The organism is Paenibacillus ilasis (genome assembly GCF_043195395.1).
Taxonomy (GTDB): domain Bacteria; phylum Bacillota; class Bacilli; order Paenibacillales; family Paenibacillaceae; genus Paenibacillus_AQ; species Paenibacillus_AQ lautus.
Window position 1 is genome coordinate 647,891 of the sequence record NZ_JBHDJG010000003.1, and the last position, 25,730, is coordinate 673,620.

Below are 25,730 nucleotides of genomic sequence, written 5' to 3' on the forward strand. Positions count from 1 at the left end.
GAGAACTCCGGTTCTCCGCCGTCTTTTTTTCATGTCAAGAACCTATGCCAAATCGCAGCCTATGCGAATACTGTATTTAAATACAGATTTTTGCAAATATGAATAATTTGTTAATATGCGACATTATATAGATCGTTGCTGTTTTTTCGGCTTCGTCACGGCTTACGAATTTCAAATTTGCAAAAATCTGAAAACAAAAAAGAGAATGATTATTCATTGGAGGAGTGGTGCTGGTGTTTATTCAATGGTTGCAATCAAGCAAAATCGCAATGTGGCTGCTGACGATCATTCGGGTGTACGTCGGGTATAAGTGGTTGACGGCAGGCTGGGGTAAGTTAACGGGAGGTTTCGATGCAAGCGGATTTATGCAGGGGGCCATCGCCAAATCCACGGGTGAGCAGCCTGCGGTTCAAGATTGGTGGGCCGTATTCCTAAAGCATGCCGCGCTGCCCGGCGTCAAATGGTTCAACGTCATCGTTCCTTTGGGCGAATTCCTCGTCGGGCTTGGCCTCATTCTCGGCACATTCACTGCGTTCGCCGCGCTGATGGGGCTCGTGATGAACGCCGCGTATCTCTTCTCCGGTTCCATCAGCATTAACGGTCAGCTCTTACTGCTCGAATTCCTGATCATCCTCTCGGCTGCCAACAGCGGAAAGATCGGGATTGACCGCTGGCTCATGCCCTACCTCCAGGATAAATTCACGCGCAAAGCAAAAATCAGCAGCGACCCGTCCTCTCTACAGAATCAAGCGGTCTGAAGTTACAAGGAATGCGGGAGTAAACTAACGAAAAAGCCAAAGTAATCACAAGGCGACCGCTTGCTTCTCATCATGAGAAGTTGTCGCCTGGCTACTCCAACTCCTAAGATAACTCCAACTCGTTTCATCTGTCTTACAGAAAGTTTGAAGGTTCTCCTCTCTCCGATCTCTTACTGCTTGCCTTCATCAATAAATCTACGGGTGATCGCGGCCATCGGTACCGGTCATCCGTGTCCTATAATCAGATTTGCCCCTTTTAACAAATTCACACCGAACCCAATGATTCTAGCGATATGATATCCCTCCTTTCGCTCCTATCCACACGCTCCACGTACTGGGTGCTGCCTTGCGCTTACTACTTACTGCTTACTGCTTATTAGCCTACTGGCAACCATCCTGCAAGCAGCCATTCTTCACTATGAGCATCATGCTGTTAGCTTACACATCTCTTTGTCCTCTATTTCTTCCCCATTCTATATTGCGTTTGTTATCCCTACCGCTTGCCACCTGTAACTTACCACCTGCCAACTCACGAATATAAAGTTTTTTATGATATTTATCACGAATGTGATTTAAATCACATATATTGTGATTTATTTCACTTATAATAAAGACATGAAAGAGATGATCATCTTCCTAAAGAACAGCATCGCAGAACTTAGGCACATCCGAGAATTGGCAAGGAAGCTTTCATAAAAAAGAAATCATACTTTTAAGGAGTGGTTTATATGTTTAACAACTGGCTGAGAACAAACAAATTGGCAATGTGGCTGCTGACCATCATTCGGGTCTACATCGGTTATGAATGGATGACGGCAGGTTGGGGTAAATTGACGGGCGGATTTGACGCAGGAGGCTTCCTGTAAGGCGCGATTGCCAAAGCAACCGGCGATCACCCCGCTGTACAAGGCTGGTGGGCAGCGTTCCTCGAACACGGAGCACTGCCGGGCGTGAAGCTCTTCAACGTTATCATCCCGCTCGGTGAGTTCCTCGTAGGGGTCGGTCTGATACTCGGTACCTTCACCACCTTCGCTGCTCTGATGGGACTTGTGATGAACGCCGCATTCCTCTTCTCGGGCACCGTGAGCACCAACGCCCAAATGCTGCTGCTTGAAGTACTGATCATCGTCGCTGCTGCCAACGCTGGTAAAATCGGTTTCGACCGCTGGGTTCTCCCTTACCTCCGCGGCCTGTGGAACAAAATGACCCATAAAACAACCAAGGGCGACGGAACCACGCACACACCGTTCAAAAAACAAACGGCATAACACGGTAAGTAGCTAACTGTAGAAGATAAATTCTACACTATTGATTAGACAGCCCGACTTGAGCAATCAAGCCGGGCTGTTTTTGTTGTGGCATATGTTGGAGCTTTGTCATACGTTAGAGCTTTATCATATGTTGGAACTTTGTCATACGTTCGAGCTTTGCCATACGTTGGAGCTTTGCCATACGTTAGAGCGTTGTCATACGTTCGAGCGTTGTCATACATCCGAGTGTACATACGACACTCAGAGCGATTACAATTTTAGCGGACTCAGAGAACCTTATTTTGACCAAAAACACCCTTTCTTTAACACTAACGGACCAGAGATCCGTTATTCACCGAAATAGGCCATCATTTTAAAAGTTATCCGCAACTTAACGGATTCTGTGTCCGATAAATCCCGCAAAAGCGAGCCATTAGCGAAAATAGCGGATCTGAGGTCCGAAGAGCGTTGTCATACATCCGAGTGTACATACGACACTCAGAGCGATTACAATTTTAGCGGACACACCGAACCTTATTTTGACCAAAAACACCATTTCTTTAACACTAACGGACCAGAGATCCGTTATTCATCGTATAAGGCAATCATTTTGCCGATTATCAGCAACTTAACGGATTCTGTGTCCGATAAATTCCCGCAAACGAGCCGATAGCGAAAATAGCGGATCTGAGGTCCGAAGAGCGTTGTACTTACGTTCGAGCGTTGTACTACGACGCTGCATAGCGATTTACAATTTTAGCGGACTCAGAGAACCTTATTTTGACCAAAAACACCCTTTCTTTAACACTAACGGACCAGAGATCCGTTATTCACCGAAATAGGCCATCATTTTAAAGATTATCAGCAACTTAACGGATTCTGTGTCCGATAAATCTCGCAAAAGCGAGCCGATAGCGAAAATAGCGGATCTGAGGTCCGAAGAGCGTAGTACTTACGTTCGAGCGTCGTCATACATCGAGTTTACATACGACACTCAGAGCGACTTACAATTTTAGCGGACTCAGAGAACCTTATTGTGACTAAAAGCACCCATTTTTTAACACTAACGGACCAGAGATCCGTTATTCACCGAATTAGGCCATCATTTTACGGATTACCAGCAACTTAACGGATTCTGTGTCCGATAAATCCCGCAAAAACGAGCCGATAGCGAAAATAGCGGATCTGAGGTCCGATACTGCCGGGCCGACGGACTGACCAAGTGCACGGGTTAAACCAACAACAGCCCCATTATTCCTGCTTCTTCCCACAGACATCTACCCCGACTCGCTGCCTACAGAAATCCCCCACATATCCCCTCAAACACAACAAAAGCCGAGCTTGTGAACCAAGCCCGGCATCTCATTATTCGAATGACCAGCAGTTTAGACTCAAACTGCCATATTGGTAAGATTGAAACAATCGCTTTGCCTTGCGGCCGTTATCGGCAGCTCCCATTGCATAAAACAAAGGGACAAAATGCTCCCGTCCATAGGAAGGGACAGCATCGCCGGCATGAGGCGCTTTTTTGTCAAACGCAAACAGATTACTCAGATTCCATTCCGTCAGCTGCTTCGCAATCCATTCATCGAATGCAGCCGCCCATTCATCAGGCTCATCGCTCTCATGCACCATCCGCAGATTGTGCACCAAACCGCCGCTCCCGATAATCAGGATGCCTTCTTCACGCAAATCGGACAGCATCGCACCGATGGAATATTGTTCGTTAGGCGAGCGCTTGGAGTCCACGGACAAGGCCACCACGGGAATATTCGCATCGGGGTACATTTTGCGCAGAATGACCCATACCCCATGGTCCAGTCCACGGCCGGTCACGGCTTTGGCATGCAGATTGTTTGCCTCAAAACGCTGACGAATCTCAGCTGCCAGCTCCGCGCTGCCTGGGGCAGGATACGTGATATGGTACATTTCCTCCGGAAATCCGTAAAAATCATGCATCGTACCATGCTCGGCATCTTCGGTCAGCCGCTGATCCGGATCGTCCCAATGGGCAGAAAATACAGCTATGCCCCTAGGTGCAGGCAGCTCCCGCCCCAACTGCTCAAGGAAGCGGGTGTACTCGTTGTCCTCCAGGGCCATCATCGGCGAACCATGGGCAATAAATAAAGCAGGTAACGTCATCGATGCCACCTCCAGCTTCAAAATCAAGGGACAACTCTATTGTACCGTTAAATCGCCCATTATGCCAAATAACTCCCTTAAATCATCCAGTGCTGCCATTCCTGCTGAATGTTCTCCTGTTCGTTCAACCAATCCCGTGTCCGCTGAAGGAGCAGCTCGCGCTGAGGCCCGGCGGAATACGTGTGATCAGCCTGGAAGATAATCTCCTTATCGCAGCGGCCTTCCTGGCGCATCCAGAACACTTTTTGAAACAGGAAAGCGTAGTCCACCGGAATGACTTCATCCGAGGTACCATGTATCACCAGCACATTGCCCGTAAACTTGATCGCTTCCTGGAAAGGCTGGCCCTGTGCCAATGACTCGAAAAAGACCGGGGTAAACGAGTATCCCAAATAATCAGCGGATCCCGACTTAACAGAGGTGTCGTACACATCGCGGCCGGTGATTTTGACGATATCATTGAACGGGTATCCTACCGCAGACCACAGGATCAGATTCTTCACGCGCCGGTCACGAACGGCGGTCTGCAGGGCGACAGCGCCGCCCAAGCTATGTCCAATGAGTGTGATGCGCGTCGGATCGACATCGGTACAGCTGAGTCCATAATCGAGAACGGAACGCGTCTGGGCAATCATCGAGTCGAGCCCCTCGCTGCCATAATTGCCTGAGCTCTCTCCGCATCCGATATAATCGAACCGGATCACCATATACCCGTCCTCGGCAAACGCACGCGCCGTTTTGACAAACAGTCGGTCCACGCCGATCCGGCTTCCAACAAAGCCGTGGCAGATGATGACCAACGGTACCCGATTGCACCGGCCGCCTTGGGCCGATTCTTTTAATGGGTAATGGATAGTTGCCGTAAGTTCCTCTTGATTATGCCGGATTGTAATTTGCCGTTCCATGCCGATTCCTCCTTGCGATAACGCGCCGTAATCATAATATTAATAATTCCGATAAGATTAATATGAATTAATTAAACTTATCTTAGCATCGTGATTATGGATTGTCAACGCAAATGGCAGACGGCGAACTGCAGTGTAAGGACAAGATAGTGGGATATGATAGTGCGATGCGAGTGGATTTTGACTGAAGCGAGGCGAGATTATAGCCATGCTTAACTCCTAAAAATCAACCTTATGCAGCGATTCAACCTTCTACTAAAGCTACATAGGTTAAGAAATGGTCCATTCAGCATCCATTCGCGGCTCTGCAAAACCCAGCGTGCAACTCTTCTTGTCCACTTCAACCTTCATTCAGTTTTCGCACCGCATCTTTAACCTCTACTCATAGCTCTGGCGAAACATTGCATGGGTCTCTTCTCGTCCGCTCCAATCGTTCATCCAGGTCTTCCCGACAGGGTCGTTCTCCCATAAGGATGAGGCAGACAGATCTGTTTCATCACCCTCGGAGGCGTATGCTCCTTCAGGCTGGCCAAATATCCCATCCGCTGCACTGCTGCCCGAGACAACCTCTTGCCCGTTTGCCGGCACAGCGTCTCCACCATGCAATTCATCGTCATAAAAGTTAGCACTCACCTGAGAACTCCTCCTTCTTATCCCTAAATGTTTAGAGTGTCGTCTATTGCTTAGAATGCTTATTATTGTGAAATAGGAGCCGGGGAATTATACCTGGTTAACGAATACGACATATATTTTCTAGCTACCTTGCATTGCAAGTATGTTGCTGCTATGATATATTGCATAACAAGGTAGTTGCAGGGACATTCATTTTGTAGGGAAAAGGTGCGTATTGACTGGTTGCTATTGCTATTGCTATTGCTATTGCTATTGCTATTGCTATTGCTATTGCTATTGTGCTGTTGCTATTGTGCTATTGCTATTACTTTTGGCTTTTGATTTTGGTTTTTGGTTTTTGCTTTTGGCTTTTGGCTTTTGACTATTCGTTATTTATTTTTCGTTGTTCGTTCGCTATTCATTATTCATTATTCATTATTTCTTTATTGGTCAATTGATATTTTTTCATTCGCCATTGTTCATTGTCATTCGCCATTGTCATTATCATTCTCATTCGCCATTGTTCATTGTCATTCGCCATTGTCATTATCATTCTCATTCGCCATTGTCATTGTCATTCTCATTCGCCATTGCCATTGGTCATTCGCCAATGTCATTTGCCATTATCATTTGTCGTTCGTCATTGTCATTGTCTTTCTCATCCACCATCGCCATCACTCGTCATTGATCATTCTCATTCGTAGCCCAGCCTCAATGCGCCCCACTACCTTGCATAGCAATATAATTGAAGGAGGATAACCCCATTCATGACCACCCAAAGTCAAATGCTAAAAGGCATTCTCGAAGGCTGCATTCTCTCGCTAATGGAGCATCGGGAGGTATATGGTTATGAGATTAGCACGCTGCTGGAAGACAGTGGACTCACGTTTGTAAGCGAAGGCAGCATCTATCCCTTGCTGCTTCGCATGCAGAAAGACCAGCTTATTGAAGGTACACTACGGCCTGCGCCCGGTGCCGGGGGGCCGCCCCGCAAATATTACAATTTGACCGATAAAGGCCTGCACGTTCTTCAACAATTCAAGGAACATTGGGGAACGCTTAAAGATAGTGTGGACCATATTCTAACCCGCGGAGGACAGTAAAGATGAATACCAAACAGATGATCAAAGAGAACAACCGACTCCAGGATGCCATGAAGCCAAACAACCTGAGCTATTACCAAGACATGGTTGTCTATATCCGCAGCAGCTCCGTGCAGGAGCAAAAAGGCGAGGAACTGCTGCTCGAAATCGCCCAGCACCTGCTGGATGCCCAAGCCAAAGGCAAAAGTGCTGAGGATGTATTCGGAAGCGATCCCGAGTCCTACTGCAAGGAGCTGGTGGAGCAGCTGCCAAAAATGAAAGGCCTCAGCAGTCTCCAATACCATGTCATGATCCCATGGATTGCCTTAACCTGGTTTTTCTTCGTCCAAGCGCTGGTCGGATTCATCACAATGTGGGCCGGGGGACCGGTTGAGCGCATGACGCAGGTACGTATTTCCACCCTGATTCTGATCGCAGGCGGCTCCTATGTGCTTATCCACGCACTATTAAGATGGATGAAGAGTGACACCTTCAAACCGGAGGAGGACAAGCGCAAGATTAATGTCCGCAATATGGGGATTTATGTCGCCATTACCGTAGTGATTCTGGTTGCCGGCGTATGGCTGGGGCGGCTGCTGCCGGTTCTGACGATAGCGCCATGGATCAGTCTCGTTATCTTCCTGGTCGGAATCGCAGGGACGAAACTTCTTTTTTCGAGCAAATAATACAAACTCGTCATGAATTCGCGTCCGGCGCATAACAAAATCTTTAATATTTTTTCGTTCATTGTAAACTAATGTTCTATAGAAGATGATAGGATAAGGGTAATGTGTGGTAAGGGAGGAAGATATATGTCAAAATCAAAAAAATCCGCGATGGCTGCCATCCTTGCACTTATTCTATCGATCCAGACTGGCGTCATCGCTAACGCGGCACCTGCATCCGTATCCCAAGCTGGTTCAACCGCCGTCTCAAGTAAAGCTACTGCCTTCGGCAATGCGGTTTACAACAAAGCCAGTAAACTGCTGAAGGAATCCGACGTGGCTTATGCCAAGTCTTACATCACCAAGCATATCCGCAGCGTAACCACGTATCAGGCGACCATGCTGGTGCTCAAGCTGGAGAATGCGATGAATGATGCGCTCCCGGCCAAAACCGACAAGGTGTATGAAATCGGCATTCAAGATAAACTGATGAACCTGTACAAATTCGGGGAACCGATTAACACCACCATTAACAAAACCAAGGACGACACGCTTCGCAAGGTGCTCATCAACCTGCGGGACAGCGGCTACAGACTATATACGACCGAAGGCGTCATCTTCCCGATTATCGACTATACGACACTGAAACCATACAAGCCTTATATCAATAAGGATATTCAGGCCTATATCGACATCATGATCGTGGAATCCGAAAAGCCTGCCGTCAGTGATGCCGCCTTGGTGATCCCTTGGTCCGAGGTCATTGAACGTGGACTTGCGCAGGAGGCCTTTATTACGACGTATCCCAAATCAAACCGAGCCGCTGATGTGAAGCTGAAGCTTCGTTTTACTGAGCTAAGCTTATTCTACGGCTATAACAATACACCGCTATTCAAGTACGAAGACAATCTTCTGGACCCCGAAGTGCGGCAAGCCTTCGATAACATCCTCAAAGACAGCGACACCGTCTCCAAAAGCGCTCTCTTGAAAAAGCTAAAGTCCTGGTCTGAAGTGCTTGAGAGCAACAAGGACAAGTTGACCCAGGAAGTGGAGCAGTATCGTGCGAAGGCGGTTCCGCTCGACTAGACAAACGAACCACAGACCATTCCCAATGGTTCAGCAAGATTCCCACCCTAATGAATATGTATAAAAAAGCCGGATTCCCGTTTGTAGGAGAATCCGGCTTTTAATCGTAGTCTGAGCCTATTTATCGCGGCCTGTATACCTCTTAAATCAGCAGATTGAACAAGTTCATGTTCTTGTTAAGCTCTGTATAATCCAGTCCCTTGCGCTGCATCCGCTCTACCAGCGGACCGTAATCCTCGGGCCTTAACAGCTCGATGCCCACCAGGGCCGGCCCGTCTTCCTTGTTATGCTTCTTCGTGTATTCGAAGCGTGCGATATCGTCGTCGGGACCAAGCACTTCTTCCAGAAACTCGCGGAGTGCTCCCGCACGCTGCGGGAAGTTAATCATGAAGTAATGCTTCAGCCCTTCATAAATTAAGGAGCGCTCCTTGATTTCCTGCATCCGGTCGATATCGTTATTGCCGCCGCTGATGATGCATACCACCGTTTTTCCGCGAATCCGGTCCCGGTTCATATCCAGCGCAGCCACGGCCAGCGACCCGGCAGGCTCTACAACGATCGCATTTTCGTTATATAACTCAAGGATGGTGGTGCAGGCTTTTCCTTCCGGAACCGTCACGATGTCATCAACCAACTCGCAGCATATATCATAAGTCAGCTGCCCGACACGCTTCACGGCGGCGCCATCCACGAATTTGTCGATCTCGTGCATGGTGACGACCTCACCCTGCTTCTTGGATTCGATCATGGACGCAGCCCCGAGCGGTTCAACGCCAATAACTTGCGTTGTTGGACTGACGGTTTTGACATACGTTGCCACGCCAGCCGCAAGACCGCCGCCGCCGATGGTGACAAACATATAATCGGCCGGCGCGTCCAGCTCCTCCATAACCTCCATCCCGATCGTTCCGTTACCCGCGATAATCTTCGCTTCATCGAACGGGTGAATAAAGGTCATGCCATACTCATCGCAGGCCTTGATCGCTTCAGCATATGCATCGTCGAAGGTATCGCCTGTCAGAATGACCTCAACACTGCCCCCGCCAAAACGCTTCACCTGCTTCACCTTCTGGTTCGGGGTCGTGCTCGGCATGTAAATCTTGCCTTTAATATTCAACGCGTTACAGGAGAAAGCCACCCCTTGCGCATGGTTACCCGCGCTCGCGCACACAATGCCGTTGCTGCGTTCTTCATCCGACAAGCTGCGAATCATATTGTAAGCGCCGCGGATCTTGAAGGAGCGAACCACCTGCAGGTCCTCGCGCTTCAGATACACTTCGCAGTCATACTTAGCCGATAGCACAGCGTCCCGCTGCAGCGGCGTGCGTACGATCACTTCACGAAGCACGTGGTGTGCGCGCACGATGTCCTCCATGCTGACTGCCCGTTTTGCCGTATACGTCTCTTCCATTCTCTCGATCACACTCCCACTTCGCTGCCAGGTAAACGTTGATCCTTCCGCTACCCTTATTTACGTATTTCTATCATTGTATCACTTTTCATGAAAATATCCCGCCCTTTTCTGGCAAGCCTTCGCAAAATGGTGATGATTTCAAGAGCATGAGGCCTGATTTCCAGTCGAACCTATCCCGCCCGCTTCTCTGACGCATGCTGCAAAAGCAGCAAACGCCTTGCTGCGGAACGATTCATTGCGACGGACGAGCTGTGTCGTGGCAATGCGATACCCATCCGGAACGGGGTAGGACCTTAAACTTGGATCGGACCAAGGAATGGCCGATGCCGGCAGAAGCGCGCAACCCAATTGGGCTCGTACACAGCTGAGCATCGTTTCCAATGTACTGATCTCGATCATGTTTGCTGTGGCGATCCCTTCGCTGCGAAGCCATTCCTCGTTAGACTTCCGGAACGGACATCCCTTGGGAAACACGATCCAAGAAGCACCCGATAGACCGAACGCCTCGAACGTCTCCTCTTCTCCGTATTTCTCCGACGAAACAAGCAGCGACACCTCCTCCCGGATTTCCAGCTCGATCTCCAGCCGTGACCTGTCATAATCACCGGTAATGAATGCCCCATCCAATTTTCGACGGAGCATGCTTTCCTCATGCTGTGGAGAAGTTCCGCTGACGAGAGACAGCGCGACCTCCGGATAGATTCGTTGGAATTCGGACAAGGCTTGAATAAAGGATGGCGATGTCGCCATCGTCTCCACGACGCCGATCACAAGCGGACCGCTGGGATACGGGGGCTCCTTCACTGCTGCAACGGCTTCCTCAGCCATGCCGAGAATCTCCTTCGCATATCGATGAAGAACGAGCCCCTTCTCCGTGGGGGAGACGCCCTTTGGATGTCTGTCGAACAAGGGAACACCCAGCTCGGACTCCAGCTTGCGTATGCGCGCTGTCACGTTGGATTGCACATACCCCATCTTCTCGGCAGCTCCCGATACGCTGCCTTCCTCCACAATGACGGATATAACCCGCAGATCCGTTAAGTCCATCCAGCTCACCTTCTTGGTATCATTTTTATTGATATATACATCAATTTCTATCATTTTACAGTATAGACCATGCGAAATACAATCAGATCATACCCACTAACAAGCGTCGGTCGCAATAAGACTGATCAACCAATGAGGAGGATACAACCATGCATTCATATCCCAACCTGCTAACCGAAGCTTCATTAGGATCTTTGAAACTGCCCAATCGCGCCGTACTCTCACCCATGACCAGAACGAGCGCAGAGCCGAATGGCCTGGCTAACAACCGAATGGTTCGATATTATCAGAGATTCGCGAAGGGCGGGTTCGGTCTGATCATTACGGAAGGCCTTTATCCGGATGCCGTACAGAGTCAGAGTTATCTCAACCAACCCGGCATGGCCAATGCCCAGCAGGCCGCGTCCTGGAAGCCTGTCATCGAAGCTGTTCATCGGGAGGGGAGTAAAATCATTGCACAGCTGATGCACGCCGGGGCCCTGGTTCAGCATGATCGATTCGTCCCGGTTGCGCCTTCAGCGGTGAAGCCGGTGGGCGCCATGCTTGAGGATCATGGAGGAAGCGGAGAATTCGCCACCCCTCGGGAGTTAACGCAGCTTCAGATTAAACAAACCATTCAGGATTTTGCTCATGCGGCACTTCGCGCCAAGGCCGCTGGATTCGACGGGGTTGAAATCCACGCGGCAAACGGCTATCTGCTCGATCAATTCATAACCGATTACACCAACCACAGAACGGATGAATACGGCGGGTCCACGGAGAATCGGATTCGAATCGTCGTTGAGGTGCTGGAAGCCATTCGCTCAGCCGTTGGCCCGGACTATATTGTGGGTGTTCGGGTTTCCCAGGGCAAGGTGAACGATTTTCATCATAAGTGGGCTCAGGGAGTGGAGGATGCCAAGATCATATTCGGTCAATTGAGTGGGGCTTCACCGTCTTACATTCACACGACGGAGTACAAAGCTTACGCCCCCGCTTTCGCTGAGGGCGAGGCGACCTTAGCCGAGCTTGCCACCATGTATAGCAGCGTTCCCGTCATCGCGAACGGCAAACTCGGTGATCCGGCTGTCGCGGAACGACTCTTGGCTTCAGGCCATGCGCACTTCGTTGCGATCGGCACCAGCGCCTTGGTCAACCCGGACTGGGTGAATAAAGCTCGGGCAGGGACTGAGCTCCGGCCCTTCGATCATCAATTTCTGCAGCCCATCGCCACGATCAGGGAGGATGAGGTGCTTATATGAAGCGCACGAAAGCCGGGGTTATCAATCCCCCGGCTTTCGTGGTTGTATTGGGTACAGAGACGAATCCGCCTCCAACTTACGAATGACGGCATGCCCATCAGTCCATCGGAATCACAATAACATTCCCATTCTGCGTGGTTATCTTAATCTGACGATGTAAGATTTCTACGCCCAGCCCCTCCTTCACGGCTTCCATGGAAGGCTCTTCGATGACCGGAGCGCTTGGATCGCCAAACACGGCCGATATAAGCCAATGGGTTCCGGGTTTGAGCGCCGCCCTCAACGTAGGAATGACGGTTCGGGGACGCAGCAGATTGGTTTGGGCATGGGGATAAATGAGCTCTGCCGTATCGTAACCGAGCATGCCATAGATGGCGCTCGTGCCGAAGGTACCGGAAGCAGATGCTACTCCCTCTCCCGCCGAGGAGCTGTCCAGAGATCCTAAACCTAATGCAAAACCGCCTTCTGCAGCATCAAGTATTCTGCCCGTGCTGATCCGGTGAATGCGGATATGCCAAGGCAGCCCCGCAGCTATCCATGTCCGTACCTCCACGTCTCTCCACGGCTTCCATCTGGCATACAGCACATGCTCCTGAATCCGCGTCTCCTCGCCTAAACGTTTGACCCGGTACAGTCGATCACCTTCGCTTAGCGCCAGCATGGAATCAAAAGCACCTTGAGCCAGTCCCCATTCCGCCCTCGGCACGCTGAACGCAAAGGCGGTAGAGTAGACAAACTTCTCGTACTTGGCCGAAGTATGCGTATGCTCGTTGGTAGACGGATGGCCCGTATTGAAGGCGGCCACATGACCAGTCTGCTCGTCACGGCAGAGGACCAGATGTGCAGGCTCCTGGACCGAAATACTTCCCGTCTCCGCCAGCTCCTGCTCCTCGGCCGTCCAGAACGGATGCTCCTCCGGCAAAGCCAGGATCAGAAACGTCTTTAACGACCAGTACACGGAGCCGGCCGCGTTATAGTTTTCCGACATAATTCGGTTCGGATAAGCGTACCCCACCGTTAGCACGCCGTCCCGGTCAAAAATAGGCTGCTGAAACCACCATCTGAGATTTCGCAGGACCAGCCCCTTCAGCTGGCCCGGACTAAACCCTTCCAGTCCGGCATAAGCCGCAGCCGACCAGAAGGCCGACTGGGCAAAGCGGTACGTCAAGCTGCGCCCGTAAGGAACGGCTGCCCCGTCGGGGGCAAACCAGTGGACGAAATCTCGTGCAAACAACGCCGCCCGCTCCCTGTAGCGACCAGCGCGTTCGGGGTCCTCCTCTCCCATCAGCTGCGCATAGATCAGGCCGTAGAAATGAAAAGCATATGGCACGTAGTAATCGCTGTGCCCCCCGATTCCGTCGCTATACCAGCCTGCATTCAGATAGAACTCCTCTATTCGTTGGAGATTGTTCTCCAACTGCCCCGCATCGTACGGTAAGCCAGCTTTGCGGAAACCGACGTTGACAAATACGTGGAAAAACAGCCAATTGCAATCATAGCAAGGATGGTAGTTGATCTGATCGAGCCACTGATAGAGATTAGACTTCTCCTTCTCGCTCAGCGGCTGCCAGATGCGCTCCGGAATCAGGGCAAAGGCCAATCCGAACACCGCCATCTCCACCAGACGTTGATCATAGTCCTTAACCTTCCCCCAGTACTCCGCATGCTCCGGATCCGTCCCTGAGCGTATCCCTTGCAGAGACAGCTCCCACAGCTCGTCATGGGAGCCTCCGGCAACGGCGGGAACGAGTCCCCACAGCACGCGCGAGAAGCCCTCCATCTCCGCAATATCGGCATAGGCGTCGACGCCCAAACGGTCGAGGATTAATCGTGCGCGCCCCTCGCTATAATATGTATTCAGAGGCTCGAGCAGTTGGGTGAGTGCTTCCTGCACATCCTCTCTTGTTCGCAGCGGATTCCGGGCAACCGGATGGGTCGAGCCGCCCTTGGGACCCCCAGCAGTCTGTATGCTCATTTTTAAATTCTCACTCCATTTCCGGAATGCTTCTCTTATTCATTTCCTGTACTTCTACATCTCTTATCCTCTTACTCGCATCTTTTATGACTTTCCCGAGCACCTGCTTCTCTTATTCTCTTCCTGAGAATCTACCTTACTATCCATTTCCCAGTGCTTCTTCTTCTCTTATCCTCTTCCGGTACGTCTGCTCTCCCTCTACTCTTCCTCAGCTTTTCTTTTTTTCTGTTCCTAACTCTGGTCCTGGTCTTGTCCCTGCCCCCAGTCCTAGTACCCCATCCGTCCGCTTCAATCTCCTTTATTCCCAGTAAAAGGGCCCCTTTTCTCTTAGCCGCGCCAGTCCTTCGACAAAGAAAAAGTCGCCGTAAATCAGGGGCACGTCGATATTCCGGCCTTCCGGATAATGACTAGTGCCGTGGAGAATCAGGCCTTCCTCTTTATCGTTGTCCCACGTACCGTAATTCCGGTACAGCGATTCCAGAATTCGGACTGCGGACGTCCGGTATACGGCCCCCTGCCCCGGTTCCACCTTGTCCGCCAGAAGCAGCAGGCCGCTGGCGGCGCAGGCACCGGCGGAGGAATCCCGGTAGATGCGGGCCTCATCCGGCGCGCGGAAATCCCAGAACGGCACATGGTCCTCCGGCAGATTCGCCAGGAAGAAATGCGCAACCGTTTTGGCCGTGTCGAGGTATACCGACTTGCCTGTATGATGGTAGGCAAGCGTTAAGCCGTAGATCGCCCACGCCGTTCCCCTGGACCAGGCGGATTCCGGCGCAAAGCCCTGCCCGCCGATCCCTTCCAGGCGCTCACCGGTTGCCGGATCATATCGAACGATATGATAGACGGAACCATCCGGCCGAACGAAGTCCCGGACCACCGTATCCATGTGCGCTTCGGCCATATGCCGATAGCGGGGATCGCCGCTGATCTGCGACGCCTGGAACAACAGGGGCATGTTCATGGCGCAATCGATGATGGCGAGGCCCGCGTTATCCTCCCCTTCCGACCACGGATTCCAGGCTCGAATATAGTGGCCCTTCAGGTTGAAGCGTGCCGTGAGGAAGTTGGCTGCCTTGAGCGCACGGATCTTGGACTCTTCGCTGCCGGTCAGCTTGTAGGAAGCCATGCTGGTCAGCGTCCACATGAAGCCGAGATCGTGATCCAGACGTACATATTCGTTCAGCACGTCATCCAGAATGAGCTCGCACTGCTCGGCGGTGGTTCTAAGCTCCGCCAGGCCGCTGTCATTGTACAGAAGCCACAGCATGCCCGGCCAGAAGCCGGCCGTCCACCAATGCGGCGGCTCCAGTTGGTAGACTCCATTCTGGCTGGCATGCGGAAACCTTGCTCCGACCCGCGTTACGTTTCGCTGCGTCTTCGCAAGCGATTTCTCCCAGGCTTCCGTCACCCAATCCAAAGCGATTTCCGTTTTCATCCCTCTCCACTCCTCTGTTCATATGAATTGAAATCTGAAATCGATATTCGCATGCAAGCCAGGGACCTTCACGTTAAAATCCACGGCATACCAAGCCGCTTCCTTGCCGAAGTGATCACGGAAGGTATGCCTTGTCAGCTCAGGCTCCACCAGTTTGCTGTCATAGTGGATCAGCAGGCCGGGCCTGTCGTCTATGGAAAAAGCAGGACCCGGGATAGTGTCCTGTACCTTAGGCTGCTCCCGATTACCTCCTCGGTGCTGAGCCGGTCCCTCCCGGTTCCCCCCTTGGCCCTGAGCCGACTGCTCCCCGGTTCTTTCTTCAGCCGCAATCGGCTCCCCCCTCTTCTCCAAGGCCTGAACGGCTTCTTGCCCTCCTGCCTCTGCTTGCTCAAGAGTTCCCGCTGCCCGTAACATAACAACCCGCCGGCCATCGATCAGCGCCAGCTCGGGCGGTATCCTGGTGACGATTCGCTCCACCAGACTCTCCGGGGGCGAATCGAACGTGAACCGGTCGCTCAGCGTTAGCTCTGGCTGATCTCCCTCCTTGTTCCACTCCAGCGTCCTCGTGAATGCCCGCAGCGCAGGAACGCGGTAGGCTGAGGTCAGTTCCAGCCGCAGCCGATCCACGGCTTCACCCGTCGCCGCTTCCCATACAACCGCGGCGCTATCCGAACCCTCTCGCTGAACATGGCCATCGATGATCGGCACGGAGTGGCCTTGGGAGCCGTTGCAATCATAGCCATACCGGCCTTCGCCGAAATACTCCGCCGTGTATTCCCCGCAGCCAAGGTCCGAGCACCATGCTTCCCCGGCGCCGTACAGGATAAAATGCCCGAGATCATTATGATTGTGCGGCTCGCCATTGCTGCCGCCCTTGGCCGCAAACGCGTACACTTCGCCTCCATGGGAGCTGCGGGAGATCAGCCACTGGGCATCGGGCAAATAATAACTTGCCTCTCCCCAATCGCTTCCCGTCATCAATGGATCCCGCCAGATCAGGTTGCGCAAAGCCGGAGCCCAGCGGCTGCAATGATCGTCACGGTAACCCGACCGGAGAGACTGCGGCGGAGACTCGAAGTCTGCGTACAATCCGGCCAGATAATGAGACAAACCGATATGTACCGTGCTTTTCGGCTGCGAATCGGAGAAGTTGACGACCGCCTGCCCTCCCAAAAAGCACTTTTGTTGAAACAAAGCGATGCGGCCGACCTTCTCCGCCAGGAACCAGTCCAACGCGCCCCGGCTGCGCTTGCGCAGCAAATCGGCATAATACACAAAATAACCGAACCCGTAATTCCAGTATCCCAGCCCTTCCAGACAGGCTCCATCGGGGCCAAAGCCCTGCAGGTAATAGTCCATGCACTGCTCCGTCTTCAGCAGAACCTTCGCTAGAGAGTCCCCGCTTTCCATAAGCAGCAGCGCGGCGGAGCCGATGGAGCCGGCACAGACGGCAGACCAATTGTGCGTGGCCGTCTCCCAGCCGTGCTCTTGGCTCAGGAAAGGGATGAATAACCGCTCTTCAACCTCCTCCCCGATTCTTGAGGTCAGCAGCGAGGGCAGATGGTCCCGCAGCAGCACGCGGATTTCGCTGAGGGTAAACCCGGTCTCGGCGCTGAACAGATCAATCGTCCCCTTGATGCCGCCCGGCGATTCCGCGTTGAGATGCGCCGGCAAACACCAGGTATACTCATCGCAGATAGACCAGATCATCTCCTGAAGAGCCGTCCGATACGCTTCCTTATCCGGCTCGAGAAGGGTCAGCAGGGCAAACGTATTCAGCCTGAGCCTTCGCTCGAAATAAACCTTCTCATAATCCAGCCTCGTTCCCTGCCGGGCAAACCGGATGAATAAGTCATACGTCAGCGGCGGGTTCGGAACAGACAGCAGCCGTTCCCCTTCCTCGCGAATCTCGGATATGTCCTGCTCGTAATCCTCGCTTAGCCGGATGCCTTCCCAGAAGGACCTCTGGTCCCCGCCTTGGTAATACATCCGCAGATCGGCGGGAGCCATCCCGTTCACGATCGTTATCAGCTCCTGTATTCTGTTCATCGGGCTAAAACCTCCTCCTTCCCGTTTCTCCCCCTGTTGGAGACGCCCTTTCAACCGTTTCGGAACTCTACGGGGGTTACCCCCGCATACGCCTTGAATGTCTTGCTGAAATAACTCACATTGTCGTAAGCCAGACTTTCACAGATTTCCCCGACCGTGCGGTCCGTCTGCCGCAGCAGCTCCTTGGCCCGCTCCATCTTCATCCGGGTGACGTATTCGATGAAGGTGACGCCGGTTTCTTTTTTGAACATGCGGCTGAAATAGCTCGGATTCAGGTGCAGGCAGCCGGCAACGTCATCCAGCGTGATCCTCTGGTCAAGCCGAAGGGACACGTATTTGCAGGCCTCCGCCACTTCCGATCTTCGGCTGCCCCCGAATCCCCGGTCCATAGCCTGTATGGTGGATTCCAAATAATCGTGAAGCCAGGATTTCAGCTCGTTCAGGGAGTCCATGTCCATGATCTCTTTGTGCAGCGCATCGGCCGTATACGCGGGTGACAGCGAATGCAGGAGATGAAGCCTCAGCTTTAGATCCAGCAGGAGCTTCAATACCCAGTCCTTGACCGATTCCGGTGAGTACCGCTTGCCTTGAATCCAAACGATCCACCGATCGACTGTGTCGCTCGGCCCGCTGGAACCCTCTTTTCCAAGCAGTGATTCCCGCAGCTCCGAGCTGGCCCGGTCATAATAAACGAAGAGATCGGGATCTCCAGGCACACTTTTCTGTTCAAGCGTTCCGCTCAGTTTGGATATCTCCTGCGGCTCCAGATAGAATCGTTGATGCTGGCAGGCCAGCAGTTCATTGAGCCCTGCCTTTAAGCCTTCAGGATCCGCGCAGCCCCGGCCGATCAGGAACGACATGCGGATTCGCAGCACGCGTTCGAGCGTCCGCTGCACCTCCTTTAGGCAGGCGGTGGCCTCATCGTATATGTTGCTGCCCAAGCCGGGTCGATACGAGAACAGGAGCAGCGAAGACTTTGCATCGTATAGGACATGCACCGCATCCGGATTTAATTGATCCAGCACCTCCCGCAGCACGTTGCCCAGGGCAAAATGCAGCGTCTGGTTGGAGGCAAAGCGGTGCCTGATCTCCCGCACATCCTCCAGATGTCCGACCACGGGAAGGCAGTGATAGCCCGGCTTCAGCACCCCATATTCCGACAGCTCATGCCGCCATTTTTCAGGGGACAGCAGGGGCTGGTGGATGAAATTTTTGAGACTCTGCTCCTTCCGCAGTTCCCTGGATTCGTCCACCAGATGGATCATCCGTGACTGCTCCCAGCCCTTCTGTGCTTCCTCGTCCATCGCCTGCTTGAACCGCCTCAGCAGCTGTGCCAGCTCTTCGGGATCGAGTGTGTCCTTCAGTAAATAATCCTGCACGTTCAGGCGCATGGCCTGCTGGGCATATTGGAATTCGTTGTGGCAGGACAGAATGGCGATCCGTACATCGGCCTTCACCTCTTTAATGCGTGCGGACAGCTCAAGCCCGTTCATTTTGGGCATGCCGATATCCGTAATCAGAATGTCCGGAGGCGAAGACTTTGCATCTTCCCAGGCACTCATTCCGTTCTCATAACTTCCCATCAGATTCAAGCCCAGCTCATTCCACGAGATGGCCTCCGACAACAGCTCGATAACGGGATAATCATCGTCCACCAGCATCACGTTATACATCCGCATTCCCTCTTTCCGGTATAAACATCTCGATCACCGTTCCTTGGCCAGGCTCGCTGTAGACGCGGCATTGGAAAGCCTCGCCGAACACCATGCTCATCCGTTCCATCACATTTTGCAGACCGATATGAGAGAAGCTGCCTCCGCTTGCCTCCTCCTGTTTCGAAGACCCGTCGGATCGGCCCTGGATTCTCCGGGCAATCGACTCCCTGACGGCGGCATCCATGCCAATCCCGTCGTCCTTCACCGTCAGCACGAGGTGCCTGCCCTTCATGGCAGCTGCAATTCGAATCGTCCCTGCCTGCTGGTTGAGCCCATGGATTAATGCATTCTCCACGATCGGCTGCAGAAAAAAGCGCGGCACCTTGAAGAGGAAAGCCTCCGGCGCGATATCCAGCTCCAGCCTGACCTCCTCCTTCTGCCGAAGGTTCATGAGAGCTACATAATGCGAGATCAGGTCAATTTCCTCGTGAAGCGCAATCTCGTCCTCCTCCCGGCTGATCGTCATGCGGAGCAGCACCGACAGGGAGCCAATCATCTTGGCGCTTTCGGGATCGCCCCGTTTCATGACCTTCATCCGGATCGAATTCAGGACATTGAACAGAAAATGGGGATGGATCTGGGCTTGGAGCATTCGGAGCTCCGCTTTTCGTTTTCTCGCCTGGTTCTCGGATATTTCCGAGATCATGGCTTTGAACCGGTCCAGCATATCGTCGAATAAGTGACCCAGCCGTCCAACCTCATCATTGCCATGAACATTCGACCTGACTTCCAGGTTTCCGCGCTGCACGGAGGTTGCCACTTTACCGAGCTTGACTAACGGCTTGGTAAACGTGCGGACAAGCGCAATAAGCAGCAGTAGAAAGATCAGAAAGGAACACATCTGAAACAAGAACACCCGGTTAAAAATCGAGTTGATATTGACGATCGCATCCTTGTACGGCTGCATCAGCACCAGGCGCCATCCGGCAAACGGAATGTCCTGGTGTACCATCAGCTGCTTCTCCCCATTCATCGATACGATCGAATACGGCTTCTCTTGATCCAAGTCATCGAGATAAGCAAAGGTCGCTCCGATCTGGTTCTGATGGCTGCCGGAAACGATGGTTCCCTTGGCATCCAGCAGCACCATATCATTGCCTTCTGAAAGGGAGTTGAAGATCCCGCTGATCTGATCCTCCATGAACGTCACGATCACGTAGCCGTAAATTTCGGAATCCGGCAGCCGGAGGGTGCGCACCACTGATAATTGCGTCGGATGATCGATTTGGTCGGAGCGGAACATCGTGGCCTCCGGCTCCGTCCACAAGGACTCCAAGCCTTTCAGCTCCGAAATCTGGCCGAACCAGGGGCGCTGCCTGTAATCAAGCGGATTGTAATCGCTTACGGAATAATTCATGTAATAGGAGCCGTTCTCCAGAATGACGGTGACATAACTTTTCTCGCCGACAACCGTCAAGCTGTCCAGATGCTCCAGCACCCGGTTGGATTCCATGAACCTGCGATAAGGATCCGGGTCCTCGTTGCCGGAGACCACCTGCTTGAAATAGGAATTCAAACCGGAATTCATCTGGATATAGTTGGCGATATTGATTTTGCTTAAGAGCAGATTCGTCACCGATCCGCGGACCAGCTGAAGGGCATCGCTTGCGTTGGATACCGCCTGCTGCCTCAAGGCTTCCTTCGTTAATGAATTGTACAGAATCAAGCTGACGATGGCGGGAACGACGATGCAGGTGACGGCAGCTAATATCAGCTTATGCCTGATGGAGCTTGGGACCAGGCTCTTCAGTCTTGCGGGCATAGGATCCACCTCGGGTATGGCGTGACGGGAATGATGTACGCAAATTCAAAAAAAGGGACGAAGAGTTCCGTCCCGATTTTTTTGTCTATTATACCAGATCATTTTTTGTTGGATTCTATAATTTTGTTCACTCGCTCCTGCGAATTCGCGATGGTCTGATCAATATCCTGATTACCCAGAATCAGCTTCTCGTATTCCTCGTTCACCGCCTCGTACACTTCCGCCTGATAAGGCGCAGGCGGCACGATGGCCGAGGCCTTCGAGGCAACCAATGTGTCCACGAGCGATTTCTTGTCTACCTTTTCCGGACTTTTCGTGCCCGACAGAATGGTGTCAATGATCTCTTCCACCTGCTCGGTCTTCACCTGCTGCCAGGCCGGAATATTCTTGCCCTGCACGATTTGCCCTTCCGTTGTGTACCAGCGGACGAATTTATAAGCTTCTTCCTTATGCTTCGACTTGGCAGCCACCGCCACGTAATCCGTGGTTACCGGCGTAAGTCCCGTCGGATCGCCTTCCTCGTTTTTCGGGAATGGGGCTACGGCGACATTGAAGTCCAGCGGCACTTTATCCGTTCCGCCGATCTCCGTGTTCATCCAGCTGCCGATCGTGATCATGCTTGCGGATTGATTGAAGAATTGCGTCCGGTAATTCAGCTTCTGGGAGATCATGTCCGTATAAGGCACCGAGGATTGGTCTTCCTGCTCCATTCGCACGCGCAGCTCCAGCGTCTGTCTGAAGGTTGGGTTATCCAGATTGGAAGAGCCGTCGGCCTTCAAATAATCGGTATCTTGAGGCTGATTGGCCATCATCAGCTTCAGAAACTCCAGCCATCCGCCCCCTTGCGGACCATGGAAATACGTCCCGTAGCGCTTCGACGCTCCTTCGCCCTGGGTCAATTTTTTGGCATAATCCGCATATTCGTCCCAGGTCCAGTCCGTTGGAACCGGCAGTCCCGCTTCCTCCAGATGATCCTTGTTCAGCAGCACATACCATGGGTTGAACTTGCCGGGCAGCGCGTAGACCTTGCCATCGAGGCGAGTATCCACTTTGTAATCCGTTTCCACGCTGTACCCGTCCTTCGCGATAAAGTCATCCAGCGGCTCGGCCATGCCGAGCGCCACCCGCTGCGCATAACCTGCCGGATCGCTGAACATCAGAATGTCCATCTGGGCCGAGGATGCCGCCTCCAGGTCAAGCTTCTTGAACGCCTCCTGCGTATCTCCCTTCTCGCTGAGCTGCACCAGCTCAATGGTTACCCCCGGCGTTGCCTCTTCATAGGCTTGGATCGTCTTTTTCCAATTGTAAGCTTCCTCCGTGCCATAGGTGTACAGCCTCAGATTGGTCTTGCCCCCGCCTTCTGCGGAACCCTCTTGTGTCGCATTTCCCTTCGCTCCGCCGCAGCCGGACAGCAAGCCGATCACCATCGCGGCCGTGAGAACGCCTGACCACCATTTCTTGTTCATCATTGTCTGTAACCCTCCCCATTGATATCTATCGGTATGTAAGGTCGTGACGATTCTAGCTGTAACTACCCACATTATATAGAGCGCTTACATCTCAACCATAAAACAATCTTTACTGATGTTGGAACTATTTTTACCCCGTTCATTCCCGAGGCTCCTACCCCTTGACTCCGCCCAGCGCAATGCCTTCGATGACACTCTTCTGGCCGATAATAAAAACGATCAGCAGCGGGAATATCGCCGACACGGCAGCCGCCATGATCAGGGAATAGAATTCTCCGCTCAAGGACGTGAATTTCTGCATCGCCAGCGGAATCGTGAAGAGCCGGTCCGTCCGCAGGAAGATGAGCGGGTTCTGATAATCGTTCCACGTCCAGATGAACCGCAGGATCGCATAGGTGGCCACAGCGGGTTTCACCAGCGGCAGCGCAATCGACCAGAAAATCCGCGGATGGTTCGCGCCGTCGATTTTGGCGGATTCGATGAATTCCTGATGCACCCCCATGAAGAATTGCCTGAGCATGAACGTTCCCAGCACGCTGAAGCTTCCCAGCATAATGAGCCCGAAATGGTTATCGAACAGCCCGATATTGCGGTATAGAATAAACTGCGGGATCAGGATGGCCTGGCCCGGAATCATGTAGGTCACCAGCACGATGATGAACAGCCAATTGCCGGCGGCAAACCGGATTTTGGAGAAGCCGTAGGCAGCCAGGGCGGATACCATGGCCGAGATGATCGTGGTCAGTAGGCTGACTTTGATCGAGTTCCAATAATAGAGATAGAAGGGATAATCGCCGAACCATACCTCCTTGTAATTCTGAATCGCATTCCACTCCCGCGGAATCCACTGAATCGGATATACGAATACGTCTCTCTCCACCTTAAAGGATGTCACCAGCATCCAGATAAAAGGGAGGAGAAACAGAATGCTCACCACGAACATCACGATCGTGACGATAAGCTTGCGCAAGTCAACGCCGACTCTTGTCCCCATAAAGCAGCGCCCTCCCTCCTAGTAGTTGACCCACTTCTTCTGAGCGGCCCACTGTCCCAGCGTAATCAGCATGACAAAACCGAACAAAACCGCGGCAATGGACGATGCATAACCTACCTTCAGATTAATGAAGGCTGTATCATATAAGTACCAGACCATCATCGTGGTGGAGCCAATCGGCCCGCCTTGGGTCATGACGGCAATAATTTCAAACACCTTGAATGTGGAGATAATCCCCGTTACCAGCAGGAAAAAAGATGTCGGCGACAACAGGGGCAGCGTAATGCGCCTGAACTTGGTCCAGTCGTTCGCTCCATCGATGTCCGCCGCTTCGTACAGATCCTTCGGTATGGCTTGCAGCCCAGCGATATAGATAATTAAATTGAAGCCAATGGAAATCCAGATCGAAATCAGCATAATGGAAATCAGTGCGAAATTCGGATCGGCAATCCACTTGGGCGGATTGGACATCCCGAGCGTCCGGAGGATTTCGTTGATCGGCCCGTAGGACGGCTGGAACAGCACCTGCCATACGACGGCAACCGCCACGATGTTGGATATGTAAGGCATGAAGTAAGCCACTTTAAAATAGCCCTTCATATATACAAACCGGTCGATCAAAATGGCCAGCGCCATCGAGATCATCATATAGATCGGTACCGTCAACAGAAACAAGATGTTGTTGCGAACCGACTTGATAAACATGTCATCCTCCAGCAGCTGGCGGAAATTTTGAAACCCGACCCACCGGATGCCGTCCCAGCCCTGCACGAAATTCCAATCGGCAAACCCCAGCACAAGCGTTGCCAATATCGGAAACAGCACCAAAATGATAACGCCGATCAGCATCGGGCTTACAAATGCGATCCCCCATAGGTTCTCTCCCCGCTGCAAGGATCCCCGGGACTTGTACCCCCGCGTCGGCTGGGTGCCAGGCTTCTTCATCGTCTCCATTGTCTGTGCCATGTCGGACCCCCTCGATTCTTATTCGATGGGTTAAGTATAAAAAAAATACCGCCAACGCATTGACGGTATTTTGATCATATTCGCTTTCATTTTTACTTGATTAGACAGGGAACGCATCATGGATCTTGGCATGCCCGGTATTACAGGAACTTCTCCTTAAACCAGGAAGCGGCCATCCCGACCTCTGCACGGCTGAGCTGATGCCCCCCGTTCTCCCAATGCAGCTTCACGTCCGCGCCTGCCCCGCTCAATAGCTCGTTCAGATCCTCGCTCTCCTGCGGCGTGCACATCGGATCGCGCCGGCCGGCCGCGATGAAGACCGGTACGCCGGTCAAATCCGGCAAGGTTTTATCCCGCAGCGGAACCATCGGATGGTGGAGGATGGCCCCTTGCAGCGCGTCCCCTTCGTGGAACAGCAGGCTTGCGGCAATGTTGGCGCCATTTGAATACCCGACTGCCACGATGCGGCTGCGGTCAAAATCGTACTCGGCGGCTGCCCAGTTCAGGAATTCATTCAGATCGTTCGTGCGCTTCACGAGATCCTCTAGATCAAACACGCCTTCGGCCAGACGCCGGAAAAATCTCGGCATGCCGTTCTCCAGCACGTTCCCGCGGACCCCGAGCACATTCGACGTTGGCGAGATCATCTCGGCCAGCGGCAGCAAATCCTCCTCGTTCCCCCCGGTACCGTGCAGCAATAGTAAGGTTGGTGCCTCCGGGGAAGTTCCCTGGCGGTAAATATGCGTATGTTCCATATATTTGTAGTCTCCCTTCGATTGGTGATATGGTTAGATTTCCGTTTGACACCATTAATGTTAGAATGCCCTGGAATAGCTCAATAGGACCAAAGGCAGCCCTAAAAACCACATCATAAATTAGGTCGCAATCCCCATCAAAGGTTGCCCTAATATCCTGTTATAATATCTTTAATTTAAGATTCTTTAAATACATCATACCATGGATTTTAAAAAATGCAACAGCCGACCCTCCCCCTCCACGCCAGAGCTGCAATCGGAAACGCTATATCGCCCGTAGCCTGTGTATCACAACCGGTGACGAACAAAACGAAAAGAGAGGAAGCCTCCACTATGGAAGACTTCCTCTCCTGTTTGTATTCTCTATATATGATTCCGTACGTGTTCCCCCGTAACATCACTCATTAT

Annotated in this window: 19 protein-coding genes and 1 pseudogene; 6 read left to right on the plus strand and 14 right to left on the minus strand. The window is 52.3% G+C overall.

Going from position 1 to position 25,730, the window contains the following annotated elements:
* Positions 1 to 233 precede the first annotated feature (233 nt).
* Entirely contained in the window at positions 234 to 758 is a 525-nt protein-coding gene (locus tag ACETK5_RS27120; protein WP_394059002.1) for a DoxX family protein, read from the plus strand.
* A gap of 728 nt (positions 759 to 1,486) precedes the next feature.
* Positions 1,487 to 2,026 (plus strand): annotated as a pseudogene (locus ACETK5_RS27125) (DoxX family protein).
* Positions 2,027 to 3,373: 1,347 nt separating this feature from the next.
* On the opposite strand, the gene ACETK5_RS27130 reads toward ACETK5_RS27125, so the two are convergent.
* The 3 genes from ACETK5_RS27130 to ACETK5_RS27140 form a co-directional block, all read right to left on the minus strand.
* The gene (locus ACETK5_RS27130) at positions 3,374 to 4,150 is read right to left on the minus strand and encodes a DODA-type extradiol aromatic ring-opening family dioxygenase (RefSeq protein ID WP_100540327.1); all 777 of its coding nucleotides are present in this window, start codon (positions 4,148 to 4,150) and stop codon (positions 3,374 to 3,376) included.
* A 77-nt stretch (positions 4,151 to 4,227) separates the two neighbouring features.
* Entirely contained in the window at positions 4,228 to 5,055 is an 828-nt protein-coding gene (locus tag ACETK5_RS27135) for an alpha/beta hydrolase (protein WP_100540326.1), read from the minus strand.
* Between the two features lie 378 nt (positions 5,056 to 5,433).
* Positions 5,434 to 5,688: a hypothetical protein gene (locus ACETK5_RS27140; protein WP_394059005.1), complete on the minus strand. Its 255-nt coding sequence runs from the start codon at positions 5,686 to 5,688 to the stop codon at positions 5,434 to 5,436.
* Between the two features lie 746 nt (positions 5,689 to 6,434).
* Between ACETK5_RS27140 and ACETK5_RS27145 the strand changes: the two genes are divergently transcribed.
* The 3 genes from ACETK5_RS27145 to ACETK5_RS27155 all read left to right on the plus strand — a co-directional run bounded on the left by ACETK5_RS27145 (position 6,435) and on the right by ACETK5_RS27155 (position 8,500).
* Positions 6,435 to 6,770 (plus strand): PadR family transcriptional regulator, encoded by a 336-nt coding sequence (locus ACETK5_RS27145; RefSeq protein WP_076325576.1) that lies wholly within the window; start codon positions 6,435 to 6,437, stop codon positions 6,768 to 6,770.
* 2 nt (positions 6,771 to 6,772) lie between these two features.
* Entirely contained in the window at positions 6,773 to 7,435 is a 663-nt protein-coding gene (locus ACETK5_RS27150; RefSeq protein WP_326117438.1) for a DUF1129 family protein, read from the plus strand.
* Positions 7,436 to 7,561: 126 nt separating this feature from the next.
* Complete coding sequence (locus ACETK5_RS27155; RefSeq protein ID WP_100540323.1) at positions 7,562 to 8,500, plus strand: hypothetical protein; 939 nt, start codon at positions 7,562 to 7,564, stop codon at positions 8,498 to 8,500.
* A 142-nt stretch (positions 8,501 to 8,642) separates the two neighbouring features.
* On the opposite strand, the gene ilvA is transcribed toward ACETK5_RS27155, so the two are convergent.
* Positions 8,643 to 9,911 (minus strand): threonine ammonia-lyase IlvA, encoded by a 1,269-nt coding sequence (gene ilvA / locus ACETK5_RS27160; RefSeq protein WP_096774986.1) that lies wholly within the window; start codon positions 9,909 to 9,911, stop codon positions 8,643 to 8,645.
* A 141-nt stretch (positions 9,912 to 10,052) separates the two neighbouring features.
* A complete protein-coding gene (locus ACETK5_RS27165) occupies positions 10,053 to 10,961 on the minus strand; it encodes a LysR family transcriptional regulator (RefSeq protein ID WP_394059007.1) in 909 nt (302 codons plus the stop codon).
* 149 nt (positions 10,962 to 11,110) lie between these two features.
* On the opposite strand from ACETK5_RS27165, the gene ACETK5_RS27170 reads away from it, so the two are divergent.
* Positions 11,111 to 12,202: an oxidoreductase gene (locus ACETK5_RS27170; protein ID WP_394059009.1), complete on the plus strand. Its 1,092-nt coding sequence runs from the start codon at positions 11,111 to 11,113 to the stop codon at positions 12,200 to 12,202.
* A 97-nt stretch (positions 12,203 to 12,299) separates the two neighbouring features.
* On the opposite strand, the gene ACETK5_RS27175 is transcribed toward ACETK5_RS27170, so the two are convergent.
* The 9 genes from ACETK5_RS27175 to ACETK5_RS27215 form a co-directional block, all read right to left on the minus strand.
* On the minus strand, positions 12,300 to 14,177 hold the full coding sequence (locus ACETK5_RS27175) for a DUF2264 domain-containing protein (RefSeq protein WP_394059011.1): 1,878 nt from the start codon (positions 14,175 to 14,177) through the stop codon (positions 12,300 to 12,302).
* Between the two features lie 298 nt (positions 14,178 to 14,475).
* Complete coding sequence (locus ACETK5_RS27180) at positions 14,476 to 15,612, minus strand: glycoside hydrolase family 88 protein (RefSeq protein ID WP_394059013.1); 1,137 nt, start codon at positions 15,610 to 15,612, stop codon at positions 14,476 to 14,478.
* Between the two features lie 18 nt (positions 15,613 to 15,630).
* Complete coding sequence (locus ACETK5_RS27185) at positions 15,631 to 17,661, minus strand: heparinase II/III family protein (RefSeq protein WP_394059015.1); 2,031 nt, start codon at positions 17,659 to 17,661, stop codon at positions 15,631 to 15,633.
* A 50-nt stretch (positions 17,662 to 17,711) separates the two neighbouring features.
* A complete protein-coding gene (locus ACETK5_RS27190) occupies positions 17,712 to 19,334 on the minus strand; it encodes a response regulator transcription factor (RefSeq protein ID WP_394059017.1) in 1,623 nt (540 codons plus the stop codon).
* On the minus strand, positions 19,327 to 21,138 hold the full coding sequence (locus ACETK5_RS27195) for a cache domain-containing sensor histidine kinase (protein ID WP_394059019.1): 1,812 nt from the start codon (positions 21,136 to 21,138) through the stop codon (positions 19,327 to 19,329). Before ACETK5_RS27195 ends, ACETK5_RS27190 begins: the two co-directional genes overlap by 8 nt.
* Positions 21,139 to 21,236: 98 nt before the next feature.
* The gene (locus ACETK5_RS27200) at positions 21,237 to 22,607 is read right to left on the minus strand and encodes an ABC transporter substrate-binding protein (protein WP_394059021.1); all 1,371 of its coding nucleotides are present in this window, start codon (positions 22,605 to 22,607) and stop codon (positions 21,237 to 21,239) included.
* Between the two features lie 154 nt (positions 22,608 to 22,761).
* A complete protein-coding gene (locus tag ACETK5_RS27205; RefSeq protein WP_100540313.1) occupies positions 22,762 to 23,601 on the minus strand; it encodes a carbohydrate ABC transporter permease in 840 nt (279 codons plus the stop codon).
* Between the two features lie 18 nt (positions 23,602 to 23,619).
* Complete coding sequence (locus ACETK5_RS27210; protein ID WP_394059023.1) at positions 23,620 to 24,567, minus strand: carbohydrate ABC transporter permease; 948 nt, start codon at positions 24,565 to 24,567, stop codon at positions 23,620 to 23,622.
* A gap of 140 nt (positions 24,568 to 24,707) precedes the next feature.
* The gene (locus tag ACETK5_RS27215; protein WP_326116250.1) at positions 24,708 to 25,322 is read right to left on the minus strand and encodes an alpha/beta hydrolase; all 615 of its coding nucleotides are present in this window, start codon (positions 25,320 to 25,322) and stop codon (positions 24,708 to 24,710) included.
* Positions 25,323 to 25,730 lie beyond the last annotated feature (408 nt).